This window comes from Actinoalloteichus caeruleus (assembly GCF_049311605.1).
Classification (GTDB): domain Bacteria; phylum Actinomycetota; class Actinomycetes; order Mycobacteriales; family Pseudonocardiaceae; genus Actinoalloteichus_B; species Actinoalloteichus_B caeruleus.
The window spans coordinates 5,282,243-5,299,541 of sequence record NZ_CP186005.1 but is presented as its reverse complement, the minus strand read 5'-3'; the positions used below and the strand labels follow the sequence as shown (position 1 = coordinate 5,299,541).

Here is a 17,299-nt window from a genome sequence, read left to right as displayed (position 1 = left end):
CCGACAACGTGGAGGTCACCGTGAACCCAGGACCACGAGCGGTGCGCGCCGCCCGAGGCACCAACCTGACCGCCAGGAGCTGGAGCACCGAGGCCCCGCTGCGCATGCTGCACAACAACCTCGACCCCGAGGTCGCCGAACGCCCCGAGGACCTCGTCGTCTACGGCGGGACCGGCAGGGCCGCGCGGGACTGGGCCAGCTTCGACGCGATCACCCGCGAACTGACGCGGCTCGACCAGGACGAGACGCTGCTCGTCCAGTCCGGGAAACCCGTCGGCGTCCTCCGCACCCACGAATGGGCTCCGCGGGTGTTGATCGCCAACTCCAACCTCGTCGGGGACTGGGCGACCTGGCCCGAGTTCCGCCGCCTGGAACACCTCGGCCTGACGATGTACGGGCAGATGACCGCCGGGTCCTGGATCTACATCGGCACCCAGGGCATCCTTCAGGGCACCTACGAGACCTTCGCCGCCGTCGCCGCCAAACGCTTCGGCGGCAGCCTCGCCGGGACCCTGACCCTCACCGCGGGGCTGGGTGGCATGGGCGGAGCCCAGCCACTGGCGGTCACGATGAACGGCGGCGTCGCCCTCGTCGTGGAAGTCGACCCGGCCCGGGCCCGCCGCCGGGTCGACACCCGGTACCTCGACGAGGTCGCCGACGACCTCGACGACGCCGTCCACCGGGTGCTCGCGGCGCGCCGGGAACGCCGCCCGCTCTCGGTCGGCCTGGTCGGCAACGCCGCCGAAGTGCTGCCCGAACTGCTGCGCCGCGGCGTGGACGTCGACATCGTCACCGACCAGACCTCCGCCCACGATCCGCTCTCCTACCTGCCCGCCGGCGTCGCCCTGGAGGAATGGACCGACTACGCCAGGGCCAAGCCCGACGAGTTCACCGATCGGGCCAGGGCGTCCATGGCTGAGCACGTGGCGGCCATGGTCGGCTTCCTCGACGCGGGGGCGGAGGTCTTCGACTACGGCAACTCGCTGCGGGGGGAGGCGCGGCTCGGAGGGTACGAACGAGCCTTCGACTTCCCGGGATTCGTCCCCGCCTACATCCGCCCCCTCTTCTGCGAGGGCCGAGGGCCGTTCCGCTGGGCCGCCCTCTCCGGGGACCCCGCCGACATCGCCCGCACCGACCGGGCCGTCCTGGACCTGTTCCCCGACAACGAGCCCCTGGCCCGCTGGCTCCGGCTCGCCGGCGAACGCGTCGCCTTCCAGGGGCTCCCGGCCAGGATCTGCTGGCTGGGACAGGGGGAACGCGCCGAGGCCGGCGCCCTGTTCAACGACCTCGTCGCCACCGGGGAGGTCAGCGCGCCCCTCGTCCTCGGCCGCGACCACCTCGACACCGGCTCGGTGGCCTCCCCCTACCGGGAGACCGAGGGAATGCTCGACGGCTCCGACGCCATCGCGGACTGGCCCCTGCTCAACGCCCTGGTCAACACCGCCTCGGGCGCGACCTGGGTCTCCCTCCACCACGGAGGCGGGGTGGGCATGGGGCGGTCCCTGCACGCGGGCCAGGTCACCGTCGCCGACGGCACGGAACTCGCCGGCCGCAAGCTGGAACGCGTGCTGACCAACGACCCCGCCACCGGTGTGCTCCGCCACGCCGACGCCGGCTACGCCAGGGCCGTCGAGGTGGCCGACCAGGCGTCGCTGCGCGTCCCCGTCCCGCGAGACTGACGGCCCGGCCGACCGCCGGGCGCACCAACTGGTGGACACGGAGGACGGACGGGAACGACGGCTGGATCTTGCCCGTCGGCGACCGTACCGTTCGAGAGGACGGCATGGGAGGGAGCGAGCCATGGCGGAAGGTGCTACCGGCCTGCTGGCCGGGATCGAACGAGTGGGAATGGACCGCAGGCGGGGTGGTTTCTCCCGCCACGGCTTCGACTACGCGGAGATGGAACTGCGCGAGTGGTTCAGTGAACAGGCCGACCGCCGAGGCCTGGATGTCCGCCCCGACCGCAACGGCAACCTGTGGGCCTGGTGGGGACCACCAGGGCCCAACGCCATCGTCACCGGGAGCCACCTCGACTCCGTTCCCGGTGGCGGCGCGTTCGACGGTCCGCTCGGCGTGGCCTCGGCACTGGCGGCGGTGGACCTGCTGCGCGCCCGCGACCACGTACCCCGCCGCCCACTGGCGGTCGTCGTGTTCGCCGAGGAGGAAGGCGGCCGGTTCGGGGTGCCCTGCCTCGGTTCCCGACTGCTCACCGGGGGCATCGTCCCCAAGGACGCCGCCCGGCTGATGGACGGCAACGGCATGACCCTCGCCGAGGCGATGAGCGGTGCGGGCCTCGACCCGCAACGCATCGGTCGCGACGGCGAGGCACTGCGCCACATCGGCTGCTTCGTCGAACTCCACGTCGAACAGGGCCGAGGGCTCGTCGAACTCGACGCCCCGGTCGGACTGGCCACCTCGATCCTGGCCCACGGCCGGTGGCGGCTCACCTTCTTCGGCGAGGGCAACCACGCGGGCGCGACCCCGATGTCCGACCGCCGCGACCCGCTGGTCCCCGCAGCCCGGACCGTGCTGGCCGCGCGCCGCATCGGCGAATCCGTACCCGGCGCCCGCGCCACCGTCGGAAGGCTCAGCCCGAACCCCGGCGGGACCAACGTCATCTCCTCCAGCGCCGACCTCTGGTTGGACGCCAGAGCCGCCGACGACGCCGCCACCCGCGCTGTCGTCGAACAGGTCACCGCCGCCGCCAAGGACGCCGCCGCCGACGAGGGCTGCGAGCTGCTGGTCGTCGAGGAGTCCTACGGCGGCCCCGTCACCTTCGACGAGGGACTCCGCCGAACCCTGTCCGCGACCCTCGGGGACGTTCCCGCGTTGCCGACCGGGGCCGGCCACGACGCCGGGATCCTCGCCGCCGAGGTGCCCACCGCCATGTTGTTCGTCCGCAACCCCACCGGGGTCAGCCACGCACCGGCGGAGCACGCCGAACCCGCCGACTGCGAAGCGGGCGCCAGGGCGCTGGCCACCGTCCTCGGCCACCTGACGAGCACCACCGGGAGAACCCCGTGGTGAGGCGTTGGTGGGCGCCCTACGCGCTCGTCGGCAGCGAACTGCCCAGAGTGGAGTGGGGCGTCCTGTTCGAGGAGGACGACGGCCGCCTCACCAGGGTCGTCCCCGGCGTCGCCGCCCCTCCTGACGCCACCCGACTGACCGGGCTTGCCGTGCCGGGACTGGCCAACGCCCACTCGCACGCCTTCCACCGCGCCCTCCGGGGCCGCACCCACTTCCAGGGCGGGACGTTCTGGACCTGGCGACGCCAGATGTACTCGCTGGCGGAGCGGTTGGACCCCGACAGCTACCGCCGCCTCGCCCGCCTCGTCTACGCCGAGATGGCCCTCGCGGGGATCACCTCGGTCGGCGAGTTCCACTACCTGCACCACGACATCGGCGGCATCCGGTACGACGACCAGAACGCCATGGGGCTCGCCCTGGTCGACGCCGCCCGGGAGGCGGGCCCGCGGATCACCCTCCTCGACACCTGCTACCTCACCGGCGGCATCGACAAACCGTTGGAAGGGGTGCAGCTGCGGTTCGGCGACAACGACGCCCACGGGTGGGCCGTGCGGGCCGCCGACCTGGCCGGTCGACCCGAGACCGCCGCACCCGGAGTCCGGATCGGAGCCGCGATCCACTCCGTCCGCGCCGTCCCGGCCTCCGGCCTCCGCGTGGTCGCCGACTGGGCGACCAGCCACGGGGCCCCGCTGCACGCCCACCTGTCCGAGCAGCGCGCCGAGAACGACATGTGCCGGGCCGCCCACGGCTGCACACCGACGGAGCTGCTGAGCCGGCACGGAGCCCTCGGCCCCGACACCACCCTGGTGCACGCCACCCACCTCAGCGTGCCCGACATCACCGAACTCGGCGCCTCCGGCGCGTCGGTCTGCCTGTGCCCCACCACCGAACAGGACCTGGCGGACGGCATCGGTCCGGGCAGGGCACTCGCCGACGCCTGCGGCACCCCCGCCCTCGGCAGCGACGGGCACTCCGTGATCGACGTCTTTGCCGAGGCCAGGGCCGTGGAACTCCACGAACGTCTGCGAACGGAGACCCGCGGCCACTTCACACCGCAGGAACTGTGGAGCGCCGCGACATCCGCCGGGCACACGGCCCTGGGCTGGCCCGACGCGGGCTGGCTCGACACCGGGGCCCGCGCCGACATCGTCACCCTGGACCTCGACAGCGTGCGGCTGGCCGGCGTCGACCCCTCGGCGGCCATCCACGCCGCCACGGCCTCCGACGTCGTCGACGTCGTCATCGACGGCGAGCAGGTGGTCTCCGCCGGAATCCACCTGCGCGTACCCGACGTCAGCGCCGAGATGAGGGAGGTGATCGGTCAGCTGTGGGGGTGAGCCTGGCCGCGCCCGGACCCGTGCCGGACATGGCGCTCGGGGGCGCGCGAGCAGCAGCGACCCCGTGGCTGGCTGGCCAGGGCGGAACGGGTGACCGTGCGGAAGGGACGGAGCCGCCATGAGCGCGACGCTGATCACCGGGATCGGCGAACTGACCACCAACGACCCGGACCTGGGCCGCCCCTCGTCGTCGGCGGTCGTACTCGACGCGGACCGCGTCGCCTGGGTCGGGCCCGAGGACACCGCACCCGCGGCCGACCTCCGCGTGGACGTGGAAGGCCGCGCCGTCCTCCCCGGCTGGGTGGACAGCCACACCCACCTCGTCTTCGCCGGGGACCGGACCGCGGAGTTCGAGGCCCGGATGGCCGGGGAGCCCTACCGGGCGGGGGGAATCGCGACCACCGTCGCCGCCACCCGGTCAGCCACCGACGACAGCCTGCGGGACACGCTGCGCCGCCACCTCGCCGAAGCCGCCAGCCAGGGCACCACCTGCGTGGAGACCAAGACCGGCTACGGGCTGACCGTGGCCGACGAGGAACGGGCCGCGCGGATCGCCGCCGAACAGGCCGACGACGTCACCTTCCTCGGCGCGCACCTCGTCCCACCCGGCACCGGGGCGGCGGCCTACCTCGACCTCGTCACCGGACCGATGCTCGAGGCCGTCGCCCCGCACGTCCGCTGGGCCGACGTCTTCTGCGAGACCGGCGCCTTCGACCTCGACCAGTCACGCCGGGTGCTCGCCGCCGCCTCGGCACGCGGCCTCGGCCTGCGGGTCCACGGCAACCAACTGGGCCCCGGGCCAGGAGTGGAGCTCGCCGTCGAGGTGGGAGCGGCCAGCGTCGACCACTGCACCCACCTCAGCGGTGCCGACATCGACGCCCTCGCCGGCTCCGACACCGTCGCCACCCTGCTGCCCGCCTGCGACCTCTCCACCCGGCAACCACCCGCTCCCGCCAGGGAGCTCCTGGACGCCGGGGCGACCGTTGCCTTGGCCTCCAACTGCAACCCGGGGTCGTCCTACACGTCCTCCATGGCGTTCTGCGTGGCCACCGCCGTGCTGCAACTCGGCATGTCGGTCAGCGAGGCAGTGCGAGCGGCCACCTGGGGCGGTGCCAGGGCACTGCGCAGGGAGGCCGGGCCAGGGGCGGTGGGCGTCCTGCGGCCAGGGGCCAGGGCCGACGTGCACGTCCTGGACGCGCCCTCGGCCACCCACCTGGCCTACCGGCCAGGTGTTCCCCTCACCTGGGCCGTGTGGCGGAAGGGGCACCGCATCCGCTGAACGCGGGGGAGCGGCCGCGTGTGCTCCCGAGATCCCGCCGGGTACCAGGTCGCTCAGTCCGCGTCCTCGTCGCCGTCGTCCCGCGCGAGGTAGGTCGCCAGTCGCTCCACGGCATCCTCGAACCGCGGGTTCTCGTCGACGAAGGCACGCAGCCTGTCGGCGAGGTAGCCGAAGGACACCTCCTCGTCGCCCCGGCGGTCCTCGAGTTCCTCGATCCCACGGTCGGTGAAGTACATCGCTGCCTCCTGGACAGCCCGCGAAGCGCATCTTCGAGTACGGGTGAACGCACCGGCCTCCAGGGCCGGTCACGTCGGCCACCGGCACGGCTCGCGGCACACGGGGTGCGGGTGCGCCCTCGCAAGATACAGCTCCGACCCGGGGGACCGCGGGAAGACCGCCGAAGGGCGCACCGCTGCTCCTGACCCGAGGGAGGAACGCCACCGTTCCCCCAGTCCTCGCGGTTCCCGCGCCGGGGAGAAACGAAGGGGGCGGGCGTCCACGCTGGACACCCGCCCCCCCCGTTCCGCCGGTTCCCTCAGGTGGTCACCGAGGTGATCAGTTCCTGGATCCGCCCGGCCATCCGAGTCCGGTCGGTGGGGGCCATGGCGAACCAGGGCCTTCCCTGACCGTCGGGCTTGTGCTGCAACAGGTACCGGCCGATGGAGGTGTCCAACACGTCGACCCGGTAGGCCGACCGGGTGGTCTTGCCCGCCAGCCGGTTGAAGGAGCGCGTGCTGAACTCCCCGTACCGGAGGCGTTCGCTGGTCAGGACCTCGGCGATGAACTCCGCCTCCCCGGGACGCATCCCATGGGAGGTCAGGGAGGCGCGAAGCCCGCCAGGCCCGGGGGACGCGTTCGCCGTCGCCTTCTCGATCAGATCCGAGGGGCAGCTCACCGACTGCCCCTTGCCCGGGCGGTGCTCGGGAAGGAGGCTCGCCGCCACGTGCGCCAGACCGGTGGGGCGTACCGCCTCCAGCACCAGCTCCTTCTCCTCGCGGGGAGCGTTTTCGGGGCCGGACTGCATGGCCAGCACCGCGAAATCACCGCTCGCCGCGATCACCGCGTCGATGCCGTTCTCCCGGTCGGTTTGGAGCAGTGCCCAGACCGCGAGTGGTGGCCGGGCGAGGATCTGGAACGCGTCCTCCAGGAACGGGTCGAGGTCACCGTGCCGGACCAGGCCCCGGGCCTCCAACTCCTGCCACGCTCGGTGGTGCAGCATCCTGCGTTCGTCCTCGGTGGACCCGAAGCCGACCGTTTTCAATGCCGCGGGGAGCGTGGCCCGGAGCCTGGTCTGGATCACGTCGACGGCGATCGCCGGTAGCGTGATGCGCCCTCGTGGTGACACGGTCACCGTCCGGTCGGAGGTTGGTCGCCGAGCACGGAGGGCGCGACCAGGCGGCCGTCACCGAAGACGTCGTCGGTCTCGAGCAGGTAGTCGGCGCGCTTGTGCTCGCCGTCGTCCTCGCCCTGTCCGCCGCGGCCTCGGGCACCGCCGCCGGCCATGCCGCCTCCGCCGCCGGCCGCGCCACCGCCCATGCCAGCGCCACCGCCCATGCCGCCGCCGGCGCCGCCCATACCGCCACCGGCCATACCGCCGGGGCCACCGGGTGTGGAGCCGGGGCCGAAGCCGCCACCGCCGGGGCCGAAGCCACCGGCACCGGGGCCGAACCCACCGCCGGGGCCGAAGCCGCCGCCGGGGAGCCGGCCGCCGAACCCGCCGCCGGGGCCGAAGCCGCCGCCGGGGAGCCGGCCGCCGAACCCGCCGCCGGGCCCGCCCGGGAGGCGCCCGCTGCCGGGCCCGCCGGGGCCGCCGCCCCCTGGCGGCATCCCGCCGGGCGGCATGCCTCCGGGGGGCATCCCGCCGGGGGGCATACCGCCCCACCCGCCGCCGGGGCCGCCACCGGGGAGGGGGCCGGCGCCGGGGGGCAGGTTGCCGCCGGGGAACTGCCCGCCGGGGCTGGGGGCGACGAGGTCGGGGCGGACCGCGCCGGGTCCGTCTCCGATGGGGGTGACGGGTGCTCCGGGGTTGGGCGCGGACGGGCTGGGGGGCGTGTAACCGCCGCCACCGCCGCCACCGCCCCCTCCGCCGGTGCCGTTCCAGTTCATCCCGCCACCGGGAGTGCCGCCACCGTAGCCGCCGCCCCCTCCGCCGCCGCTACCGCCGACACTGGGCACCGATGGCGCGCCACCGGGGATCCCGTTCCCGATGGAATCGGGGTTGGTGGTGCCCTTGGCGGAGTAGGTGGTGCTGGGGACCTCCTCGAAGGAGGGGACGGACATCAGAACGTTGTTGGTCTCGTTCTGGTAGGTCTGCATGATCTCGCGGGCGGCCTCGTTCTCCGCTTCGTAGGCCTCCATGCGGTCACCGTGCCCGGTCCAGCTGGAGGGGAGGATGACCTCGAACCCCTCCTTCTTGGGCTCATCCTGTCCCTCGGGGATGCTGTGGACCGCGTTCGTGCGGCTCAAGCCTTGACTGGAAATGCTGTCGCGGATGGCGTGCGACTGCTCACGAGCCTGGTCGGCGTAGGTGACCAAAGGTAGTGTCGCTGCTCTGGAGGTGTCCGCTGCCTCGCCCTGGTGAGCGTCAGCGGCACGGGCCAGAGCGCCCTTGATGTACTCGGCGAGGTCGCCGAAACTCGTCCCGACGTTGCTCCAGGACGCATAGGCTTCGGAGGAGCTTCCGCCGTGTCCCGGCCCGTTGAGCTCGGTGTTCAGCTGTTTGGCGTTCTTGCCGCCAAAATATGCGCAGGTGGTTTCGAGTTGCATGCTCGTTACTCCTGGGATGCGGAGGGAAGCTCGGCGACGGCTGCTTCGACGACCCGCACTGCCATCTCACACGCGTCCTCAGTCGCGCTCGCACTCAGCTGGGTATCGTAGAGAATGGTCTGATCGTCGGAGACACCAAGGAACAAGGGGCATCGGGCGGAGTTAGACGAGTCGTTCACGTGTACTGCGGGGTAACCCGCGATGCTCATAGGCTCGAACACCGTCCTGCCCGAGGAGGTGGCATATACCGAGGACAGGCCCCCTTGGTCGATATTGGCTATAGCCGAGATCGAGCTGTATTCCATGTTGTTGAAATCCCAACGGCACATCTCCTCAGGGGCGTTGGGATCGCGGTGGTTAGGGCGTAGCCGTTTGCTCGCGGAGTCGAGTCCGGCTTGCTCGGCAGCAGAGTCCGGAATCAGGTCGCAGGGAGCCACAGCCGACACGTCTAGAGGATCGGCCACAGTCGGGGCGCCAGAGCCCGGCTCATCCTCGGTCTCGGAAGTGTTCACCGTCGACGAGCTCTGTGTGTCAATCGATTGACTTGTCGTACCTGGAGTCCCTGATCCTTCACTGGAACAAGAAGCCGACACCAGCATTGCGGGAACAAGTAGGGCTGCGCTGATCTTTCGGTTCGAAATCACGATCAGATCCTTAAATGGCCTGGTAGCCGTCAGCTGAGCGGCGACTGTTCGCCGCTGCCAACCGCTCCTGATAGGTGGGAGAGCTCTCGAACCGAGTCACGTCGCCGTCATACTCTGGCAGAGTCGCGGCCGCATCAAGTTCGAGATACTCGCGCAGCATCTCCTTGAAGGCCTCGATCGTCTCCTCCAACCGGGTCACGAGTTCCTGTGCGGTGAGCCCGAGCGAGCCAGACTGCGGCGACTCGGCAAGCAGCGCGAACTGCTCGCCAGCGTTCAAGCTGATCTGATCATCGCCCCGTGTCGGCGGTTGGCTCCCGATGTTGGTAGCGACGGCCTGAAGGTCGAGCACGGATTCTCGTGCTTCCTCAAGTTCCGCGATGGCCCGAGGCAGGGCCTCCGGGTCCACTTCGTAGCTGCCGCTCACGGCGGTTCCTCCCCAGGAGATCTTCAACCAACAGCACACTGTGCGGGCGCCCGAGGCTGCTCGGGCCTCGCTGGCCCGCACGCCCCCTCGCGTCAGACCCTCGGCGACACCGCCGGGTCAAACAGCACCGTAGCAGCGTCACCGGTCCCGACAGGGGGAAACCGACCAAGCTGCCGCAGTCCTGCGGGAGGACCCGGGCGGAGCCTCCGCAGGATGTATGACGCCCGTGGAGGCCCTTGGGTTCCCGTGTGCGAAGGACACGATCAGGTAACGGGCCTTCGGGGTGGAGCGGGGTCTGTTATCGCGGGTGGGGCCACGCCGAGGAGCCACTGATGGGGACGGGCTGTCGGATTGTGTGATCCGACCGCCCGTCCCGGTCACTCAGCAGTGCCCGTCAGCGAGTCAGTCGCCGAAGGCCGAGGCCATGATCTCGGCCTGCTCGACCTCGTGCACCTTCGGCGACCCCGAGGACGGGGCGGCCATGGCCCGCCGCGACACGCGCCGCAGGCCTCGGAGGCGCTCGGGCAACAGGTCCGGGAGGTGCAGGCCCAGGAACGGCCACGCGCCCTGGCTCGCCGGTTCCTCCTGCACCCGGTCAGTTGAAGCAGTGCCCAGACCTCGATGGAGGGGGCGAACGCCTGTCCTGAATCCGACCGGGGTGGCCCGCAACAGGGAACGGGCGTGTCGGATGGTGTGATCCGACCGCCCAGTGAGGCAGTCATGCCGGTGGCATTGTTCCCGTCGATGCCGTTCTCCCGATCGGTTTGGAGCAGTGCCCAGACCGCGAGTGGTGGCCGGGCGAGGATCTGGAACGCGTCCTCCAGGAACGGGTCGAGGTCACCGTGCCGGACCAGGCCCCGGGCCTCCAACTCCTGCCACGCTCGGTGGTGCAGCATCCTGCGTTCGTCCTCGGTGGACCCGAAGCCGACCGTTTTCAATGCCGCGGGGAGCGTGGCCCGGAGCCTGGTCTGGATCACGTCGACGGCGATCGCCGGTAGCGTGATGCGCCCTCGTGGTGACACGGTCACCGTCCGGTCGGAGGTTGGTCGCCGAGCACGGAGGGCGCGACCAGGCGGCCGTCACCGAAGACGTCGTCGGTCTCGAGCAGGTAGTCGGCGCGCTTGTGCTCGCCGTCGTCCTCGCCCTGTCCGCCGCGGCCTCGGGCACCGCCGCCGGCCATGCCGCCTCCGCCGCCGGCCGCGCCACCGCCCATGCCAGCGCCACCGCCCATGCCGCCGCCGGCGCCGCCCATACCGCCACCGGCCATACCGCCGGGGCCACCGGGTGTGGAGCCGGGGCCGAAGCCGCCACCGCCGGGGCCGAAGCCACCGGCACCGGGGCCGAACCCACCGCCGGGGCCGAAGCCGCCGCCGGGGAGCCGGCCGCCGAACCCGCCGCCGGGGCCGAAGCCGCCGCCGGGGAGCCGGCCGCCGAACCCGCCGCCGGGCCCGCCCGGGAGGCGCCCGCTGCCGGGCCCGCCGGGGCCGCCGCCCCCTGGCGGCATCCCGCCGGGCGGCATGCCTCCGGGGGGCATCCCGCCGGGGGGCATACCGCCCCACCCGCCGCCGGGGCCGCCACCGGGGAGGGGGCCGGCGCCGGGGGGCAGGTTGCCGCCGGGGAACTGCCCGCCGGGGCTGGGGGCGACGAGGTCGGGGCGGACCGCGCCGGGTCCGTCTCCGATGGGGGTGACGGGTGCTCCGGGGTTGGGCGCGGACGGGCTGGGGGGCGTGTAACCGCCGCCACCGCCGCCACCGCCCCCTCCGCCGGTGCCGTTCCAGTTCATCCCGCCACCGGGAGTGCCGCCACCGTAGCCGCCGCCCCCTCCGCCGCCGCTACCGCCGACACTGGGCACCGACGGCGCGCCACCGGGGATCCCGTTCCCGATGGACTCGGGGTTGGTGGTGCCCTTGGCGGAGTAGGTGGTGCTGGGGACCTCCTCGAAGGAGGGGACGGACATCAGAACGTTGTTGGTCTCGTTCTGGTAGGTCTGCATGACCTCGCGGGCGGCCTCGTTCTCCGCTTCGTAGGCCTCCATGCGGTCACCGTGCCCGGTCCAGCTGGAGGGGAGGATGACCTCGAACCCCTCCTTCTTGGGCTCGTCCTGTCCCTCGGGGATGTTCAGGACGGCGACATTGCGGCTGGTGCTTTGGGAGGAGACGCCGGAGCCGATCGCCTGTGCTTGGTCCTTGGCCTGTTCCGCGTAGGTGACCAGGGGGAGGGTGGCGGCTCGTGAGGTGTCGGCCGCTTCTCCCTGGTGGGCGTCGGCTGCTCGGGCGAGGGAGGTTTTGATGTGGTCGGCGAGTTCTGCGAAGCGGATGGAGACGTCGCTCCACTCGCCGTAGACGTCGCTGGCGTTTCCGCCGTGGCCTTCCCCGGTGATGTCCTGCCGGAGTTGTTTCGCGTTCTTGCCAGCGAAGGTTTCACACGTCGTCTCGAGGTGCATGATGTCCCCTTAGGAAGCCGCTGGCAGTTCGGCGATCACTGCTTCGGTGAATTCGATCGCGGCCTGGCATGAGTCGAAACTGTCGAGCGTGTTTCGGATGAAGTCGGTGGCCAAGTACTGGTCGTCGGCGATGCCCGTGTACAGCACACATCGCGATTCATCTTCGATGGTGTGGGCGTGTACCGCAGGATAGTTCCCGACAGTCATTTCGTCGAAGACCGCGTAAGTGTCGCGGATCTGGTAGATCCATGACAGTCCGCCATCCTCGGTGTTCGCGCGTAGGGATGCCCTGGCGCCATCGTGTTCAGTGGAGTCCCAGTTGCAAGCCTCGTCAGTGGCCATCCGGGCTGAGCCAGCGTCGTACCTGAGAGCACTGACTGCCTGGTCAGAGATCAGATCGCACGGCTCGATATCGGTCGCGTCGAGTGGGGTCGAGACGGGTGGCGCGAGTAGCTCCGTCTCATGTGGAAACTCCTCGGTCAGGCTCGGGGCCGCAGTGCTCTCGGTGGTAGCGTCAGTGGTGTCTGGCTCCGAGGCGTCCTCGGTCGAGCAGGAGGCGAGAACCAAGGCGGTCGCCAGGAGCAGTGCGCCCATGACACTACTGCTGTGTTTCTGCACGAAAGTTCTCCTTGCCTCAGATGGCGACGTAGTCGCCGCCGGATCGACGACCGTTGTTCAGGGCCTGTCGTTCCCAGTAATCGGGAGGAAGGCTGATCTGGCTGACCTCGCCGTCGTATTCAGGTAGGGTAGCGGACTGCTCAAGCTCCAGGTACTCCCGAAGCATGTGCTCGAAAGCAAAGATGGTGTTGTCAAGCTCATCACGGAGCTTGGCTGCGGTCGTGGCGAGTGATCCTTCGCCTGGATCGTCGCCCACTCGAGCGAGCTGCTCTCCTGCGTTCATGCTCACGCCGTCGTCGCCACGCGTTGAACGCTTCGCTGCGATGGAGGCTCCCTTAACTTCCAAGTCCGCGACTACGTCCCGTGCGACCTTGAGTTCCGCGATGGCCCGAGGCAGGGCCTCCAGGTCCACTGCGTAGCTGCCGCTCACGGCGGTTCCTCCCCAGGAGACCTTCAACCAACAGCACACTGTGCGGGCGCCCGAGGCTGCTCGGGCCTCGCTGGCCCGCACGCCCCCTCGCGTCAGACCCTCGGCGACACCGCCGGGTCAAACAGCACCGTAGCAGCGTCGCCGGTCCCGACAGGGGGAAACCGACCAAGCTGCCGCAGTCCTGTGGGAGGACCCGGGCGGAGCCTCCGCAGGATGTATGACGCGAGTGGAGGTCCCTGGGTTCCCGTGTGCGAAGGACACGATCAGGTAACGAGCCTTCGGGGTGGAGCGGGGTCTGTTAGCGCGGTTGGGGCCACGCCGACAGGCGCCGGACCCAGGTGCGCCGGTGGCGGTGTCCACATCCTGCCGGCTCCCGCATCAGGTGGTGATGAGGTGGAGGCTCGAGTCACGAATGGACCGTCGGAGTGGTGGGCGAAGGCCACGGCCGGGCGGTCAGTCCGAACACGGACCTCGTCAGAGCACTGACGGGGACGGGCGGTCGGATCGTGTGATCCGACCGCCCGTCCCGGTCACTCAGCAGTGCCCGTCAGCGAGTCAGTCGCCGAAGGCCGAGGCCATGATCTCGGCCTGCTCGACCTCGTGCACCTTCGGCGACCCCGAGGACGGGGCGGCCATGGCCCGCCGCGACACGCGCCGCAGGCCCCGGAGGCGCTCGGGCAGCAGGTCCGGGAGGTGCAGGCCCAGGAACGGCCACGCGCCCTGGTTAGCCGGTTCCTCCTGCACCCAACGGACGTCGGTGGCGTTCGGGTAACGCTCCAGCATCGCCGCCAGCTTCCGCTTGGGCACCGGGTAGAACTGCTCAAGACGCACGATCGCCGTGTCGTCCACTCCGCGCTTGACCCGCTCGTTGTGCAGCTCGTAGGAGATCTTCCCGCTGCACAGCAGCAGCCTGCGGACCGCGTTCGGGTCGCTCACCGTCGGGTCGTCCAGCACCGACTGGAACTTCCCGCCGGTGAAGTCGGACACGGGGCTGACCGCGGCCTTGAGCCGCAGCAGCTGCTTGGGGGTGAACACCACCAGGGGGCGGTTCACGCCGTCGAGGGCGTGCCGACGCAGCAGGTGGAAGTAGTTCGCGGGTGTCGACGGCATCGACACCGTCATCGACCCCTCCGCGCACAGTTGCAGGAACCGCTCGATGCGACCCGAGGTGTGGTCCGGCCCCTGGCCCTCATGGCCGTGGGGGAGCAGCAGCACGACGTCGGCGCGCTGGCCCCACTTGGCCTCACCGGAGGAGATGAACTCGTCGATGATGGACTGCGCGCCGTTGACGAAGTCACCGAACTGGGCCTCCCAGAGCACGAGGGCGTCCGGGTTGGCCACGGAGTAGCCGTACTCGAAGCCGAGCGCGGCGAACTCCGACAGCGCCGAGTCGTACACCATGAAGCGCCCCTGGTCCTCGGCGAGGTTCTGGAGCGGCGTGTACTCGTTGCCGGTCTTCCGGTCGATCACGACGGCGTGCCGCTGCACGAAGGTGCCGCGCCGGGAGTCCTGCCCGGCGAGCCGGACGTCGCGACCCTCGATCGTCAGCGAGCCGAACGCGAGTAGTTCGGCGAAGGCCCAGTCGACGTTGCCCTCGCGGCTCATCTTCTCCCGCCGCTCCAACACCGGCTTGACGCGGGGGTGCGGTGTGAAGCCGTCGGGCAGGTTGACGTGGGCGTCGGCGATCCGGCGGACGACCTCCTCCGGCACACCGGTGTCGAGCTTGGTCGGCACGACCTGCTCGGACTCCACGGAGGGGCTGGGCGCCGGTGGGTGCTTCTCCAGCTCACGCACCTCGTTGAAGACGTACTCGAGCTGGCTGGCGTAGTCCCGCAGGGCCTTCTCGGCGTCCTCGACGGAGATGTCGCCCCGGCCGATCAGGGACTCCGTGTAGGTCTTGCGGACGCTGCGCATGGTGTCGATGACGTCGTACATCTTCGGCTGGGTCATCGACGGGTCGTCGCCCTCGTTGTGCCCGCGCCGGCGGTAGCAGAGCATGTCGATGACGACGTCCTTGCCGAAGGCCTGCCGGTACTCGACGGCGAGCCGGGCGACCCAGACGCACGCCTCGGGGTCGTCACCGTTGACGTGGAAGACCGGTGCGCCGATCATCTTGGCGACGTCGGTGGAGTACTTGCTCGACCGCGAGTGCTCCGGGGCGGTGGTGAACCCGACCTGGTTGTTGATGATGAGGTGCACGGTGCCGCCGGTGCGGTAGCCGCGCAGCAGCGACAGGTTCAGCGTCTCGGCCACCACACCCTGGCCGGCGAACGCGGCGTCGCCGTGCAGCAGTACGGGCAGCACGGTGAAGCCCTGCTCGCCCTTGTCGATGCGGTCCTGCTTCGCCCGGACGATGCCCTCGAGCACCGGGTTGACCGCTTCCAGGTGGGAGGGGTTGGAGGTGAGGGACACGGTGGTCTCACCGTCGCCGAACATCCGGAAGTACTTGCCCTCGGCGCCGAGGTGGTACTTCACGTCACCGGAACCGTGGGCCTGCCCCGGGTCGAGGTTGCCCTCGAACTCCCGGAAGATCTGGGCGATGGGCTTGCCGACGACGTTGGCCAGCACGTTGAGCCGGCCTCGGTGCGGCATGCCGATGACGACCTCGTCCAGCTCGTGCTCGGCGGCCGTGTCCAGGACCGTGTCCAGCAGCGGGATGGTCGTCTCGCTGCCCTCCAGCGAGAACCGCTTCTGCCCGACGTACTTGGTCTGCAGGAACGTCTCGAACGCCTCGGCGGCGTTGAGCTTGGACAGGATGTACTTCTGCTCGGCGGGGTCCGGCTTGGTGTGGGGGACCTCGACGCGCTTCTCCAGCCAGTCGCGCTCGTCGGGCTCCAGGATGTGCATGTACTCCACGCCGACGGTGCGGCAGTAGGAGTCGCGCAGCACGCCGAGGACGTCCCGCAGCTTCATCCGCTCCTTGCCGGCGAAGCCGCCGACGGCGAACTCCCGGTCCAGGTCCCACAGCGTGAGCCCGTGGGACAGGATGTCCAGGTCGGGGTGCTTGCGTTGCCGGTAGTTCAACGGATCCGTGTTGGCCATCAGGTGGCCGCGCGTCCGGTAGGCGTGGATCAGTTCCAGCACCCGGGCCGTCTTGTCGACCGAGCCTTCCGGGATGTCGCTGACCCAGCGGACCGGCTCGTAGGGCAGTCGGAGCGCGGTGAAGATGTCGTCGTAGAAGCCGTCCTCGCCCAGCAGCAGCTGGTGCACCCGGCGCAGGAAGTCCCCGGACTCGGCGCCCTGGATGATCCGGTGGTCGTAGGTGGAGGTCAGCGTGATGATCTTGCCGATGCCCAGGTCGACGAGGGCCTTGCTGCTGCTGCCCTGGAACTCCGCCGGGTACTCCATGGCGCCCACCCCGATGATGGCGCCCTGTCCGGCGGTGAGTCGGGGCACCGAGTGGTTGGTGCCGATCGTGCCCGGGTTGGTCAGCGAGATCGTGGTCCCGGCGAAGTCATCAGCCTTGAGCGAGCCGGTCCGGGCCTTGCGGATCAGTTCCTCGTAGGCCTGCCAGAACTGGAGGAAGTTCGTGCCCTCGCAGTTCTTGATCGACGCGACCACGAGGGAGCGGGAGCCGTCCTTGCCGGGCAGGTCGATCGCCAGGCCCAGGTTCACGTGCTCCGGCGTCACCACGTGCGGCTTGCCGTCGATCTCGGCGAAGTAGCGGTTCATGTTCGGGAAGCTCTCGAGCGCCCGAACGAGCGCGTACCCGATCAGGTGGGTGAAGGAGACCTTGCCGCCACGGGACCGCTTCAGGTGGTTGTTGATGACGATGCGGTTGTCCGCGAGCAGCTTCGCCGGCACGGCTCGCACGCTGGTGGCGGTGGGCACCGTCAGCGACTGCTGCATGTTCTTGGCGATCGCGGCGGCGGCGCCCCGCAGCGTCCTGCGCTCCTCCTCCTTCTTCGCGGGCTTCGCGGGAGCGGCGCTCGCCGCGTCCTTCGGGGAGGGCTTCGCGGCCGGACGGGCCGTGCTCCTGGCGGGGGCGGCCGACCCGGCCGCGTCGTTGCTGCTCTTCGTGGTCTGCTGCACTGTCTTCTTGCCGTTGCGTGGGTGGTCGCCGCTGGCGCCAGCGGTGGCGGAGCCACCCTTGGGTGCCGGGGCGGCGCTGGAGTTCTTGCTGGTCAGCGTGCTCGACGTGCCGTCGGTCGTCCCTGTTTCGCCCTGGGCGCCGCTGTTCTGCGTTGGCTTGTAGTCGGCGAAGAAATCGTGCCAGGCGGGGTCAACTGATGACGGGTTGGTGAGGAACTGCTCGTACATCTCCTCGACCAACCACTCGTTAGGGCCGAACTGTGACGCAGGACTGCTGCTGGACACGGCTCCCGTTCGCC

At 70.6% G+C, this 17,299-nt stretch carries 13 protein-coding genes and 2 pseudogenes; 4 read left to right on the top strand and 11 right to left on the bottom strand.

Translation table 11 applies throughout. The annotated features are described in order from the left end of the window. The first annotated feature begins 20 nt into the window (after positions 1–20). From hutU to hutI, 4 genes are all read left to right on the top strand, one after another. Complete coding sequence (hutU, locus tag ACOJVX_RS21695) at positions 21–1,679, top strand: urocanate hydratase (RefSeq protein ID WP_035292531.1); 1,659 nt, start codon at positions 21–23, stop codon at positions 1,677–1,679. Between the two features lie 121 nt (positions 1,680–1,800). Beyond that, positions 1,801–3,027: an allantoate amidohydrolase gene (locus ACOJVX_RS21690; protein ID WP_030105032.1), complete on the top strand. Its 1,227-nt coding sequence runs from the start codon at positions 1,801–1,803 to the stop codon at positions 3,025–3,027. Further along, positions 3,024–4,364 carry a formimidoylglutamate deiminase gene (locus ACOJVX_RS21685; protein ID WP_026419262.1) on the top strand — a complete coding sequence of 447 codons (1,341 nt, stop codon included), beginning with the start codon at positions 3,024–3,026 and terminating at the stop codon, positions 4,362–4,364. The genes ACOJVX_RS21690 and ACOJVX_RS21685 overlap by 4 nt, the downstream gene beginning before the upstream one ends. A 118-nt stretch (positions 4,365–4,482) precedes the next feature. Further along, the gene (hutI, locus tag ACOJVX_RS21680) at positions 4,483–5,643 is read left to right on the top strand and encodes an imidazolonepropionase (protein WP_026419261.1); all 1,161 of its coding nucleotides are present in this window, start codon (positions 4,483–4,485) and stop codon (positions 5,641–5,643) included. 53 nt (positions 5,644–5,696) lie between these two features. Here the strand turns inward: hutI and ACOJVX_RS21675 are convergent, their stop codons facing one another. The 11 genes and pseudogenes from ACOJVX_RS21675 to ACOJVX_RS21625 form a co-directional block, all read right to left on the bottom strand. Then, positions 5,697–5,879 carry a DUF6104 family protein gene (locus ACOJVX_RS21675; RefSeq protein WP_026419260.1) on the bottom strand — a complete coding sequence of 61 codons (183 nt, stop codon included), beginning with the start codon at positions 5,877–5,879 and terminating at the stop codon, positions 5,697–5,699. A gap of 299 nt (positions 5,880–6,178) precedes the next feature. Then, a complete protein-coding gene (locus ACOJVX_RS21670) occupies positions 6,179–6,994 on the bottom strand; it encodes an ESX secretion-associated protein EspG (RefSeq protein ID WP_422647063.1) in 816 nt (271 codons plus the stop codon). Further along, on the bottom strand, positions 6,991–8,409 hold the full coding sequence (locus ACOJVX_RS21665; RefSeq protein ID WP_422647062.1) for a hypothetical protein: 1,419 nt from the start codon (positions 8,407–8,409) through the stop codon (positions 6,991–6,993). The genes ACOJVX_RS21670 and ACOJVX_RS21665 overlap by 4 nt, the downstream gene beginning before the upstream one ends. Before the next feature lie 5 nt (positions 8,410–8,414). Beyond that, the gene (locus ACOJVX_RS21660) at positions 8,415–9,008 is read right to left on the bottom strand and encodes a DUF3558 domain-containing protein (protein ID WP_081893303.1); all 594 of its coding nucleotides are present in this window, start codon (positions 9,006–9,008) and stop codon (positions 8,415–8,417) included. 55 nt (positions 9,009–9,063) lie between these two features. Then, positions 9,064–9,477, bottom strand: coding sequence for a hypothetical protein (locus ACOJVX_RS21655; protein ID WP_030229001.1), 414 nt, complete (start codon positions 9,475–9,477; stop codon positions 9,064–9,066). A gap of 402 nt (positions 9,478–9,879) precedes the next feature. Then, positions 9,880–10,068, bottom strand: a pseudogene (locus ACOJVX_RS21650) (hypothetical protein); the annotation flags it as partial. A gap of 119 nt (positions 10,069–10,187) precedes the next feature. Continuing rightward, positions 10,188–10,454 (bottom strand): annotated as a pseudogene (locus tag ACOJVX_RS21645) (ESX secretion-associated protein EspG); the annotation flags it as partial. A gap of 47 nt (positions 10,455–10,501) precedes the next feature. Further along, positions 10,502–11,920 carry a hypothetical protein gene (locus ACOJVX_RS21640; protein ID WP_422647060.1) on the bottom strand — a complete coding sequence of 473 codons (1,419 nt, stop codon included), beginning with the start codon at positions 11,918–11,920 and terminating at the stop codon, positions 10,502–10,504. Positions 11,921–11,929: 9 nt separating this feature from the next. Beyond that, positions 11,930–12,538 (bottom strand): DUF3558 domain-containing protein, encoded by a 609-nt coding sequence (locus tag ACOJVX_RS21635; RefSeq protein ID WP_418155014.1) that lies wholly within the window; start codon positions 12,536–12,538, stop codon positions 11,930–11,932. Positions 12,539–12,554: 16 nt separating this feature from the next. Then, positions 12,555–12,968: a hypothetical protein gene (locus ACOJVX_RS21630; protein WP_418155013.1), complete on the bottom strand. Its 414-nt coding sequence runs from the start codon at positions 12,966–12,968 to the stop codon at positions 12,555–12,557. Between the two features lie 555 nt (positions 12,969–13,523). After that, complete coding sequence (locus ACOJVX_RS21625) at positions 13,524–17,285, bottom strand: multifunctional oxoglutarate decarboxylase/oxoglutarate dehydrogenase thiamine pyrophosphate-binding subunit/dihydrolipoyllysine-residue succinyltransferase subunit (RefSeq protein WP_081715478.1); 3,762 nt, start codon at positions 17,283–17,285, stop codon at positions 13,524–13,526. Positions 17,286–17,299 lie beyond the last annotated feature (14 nt).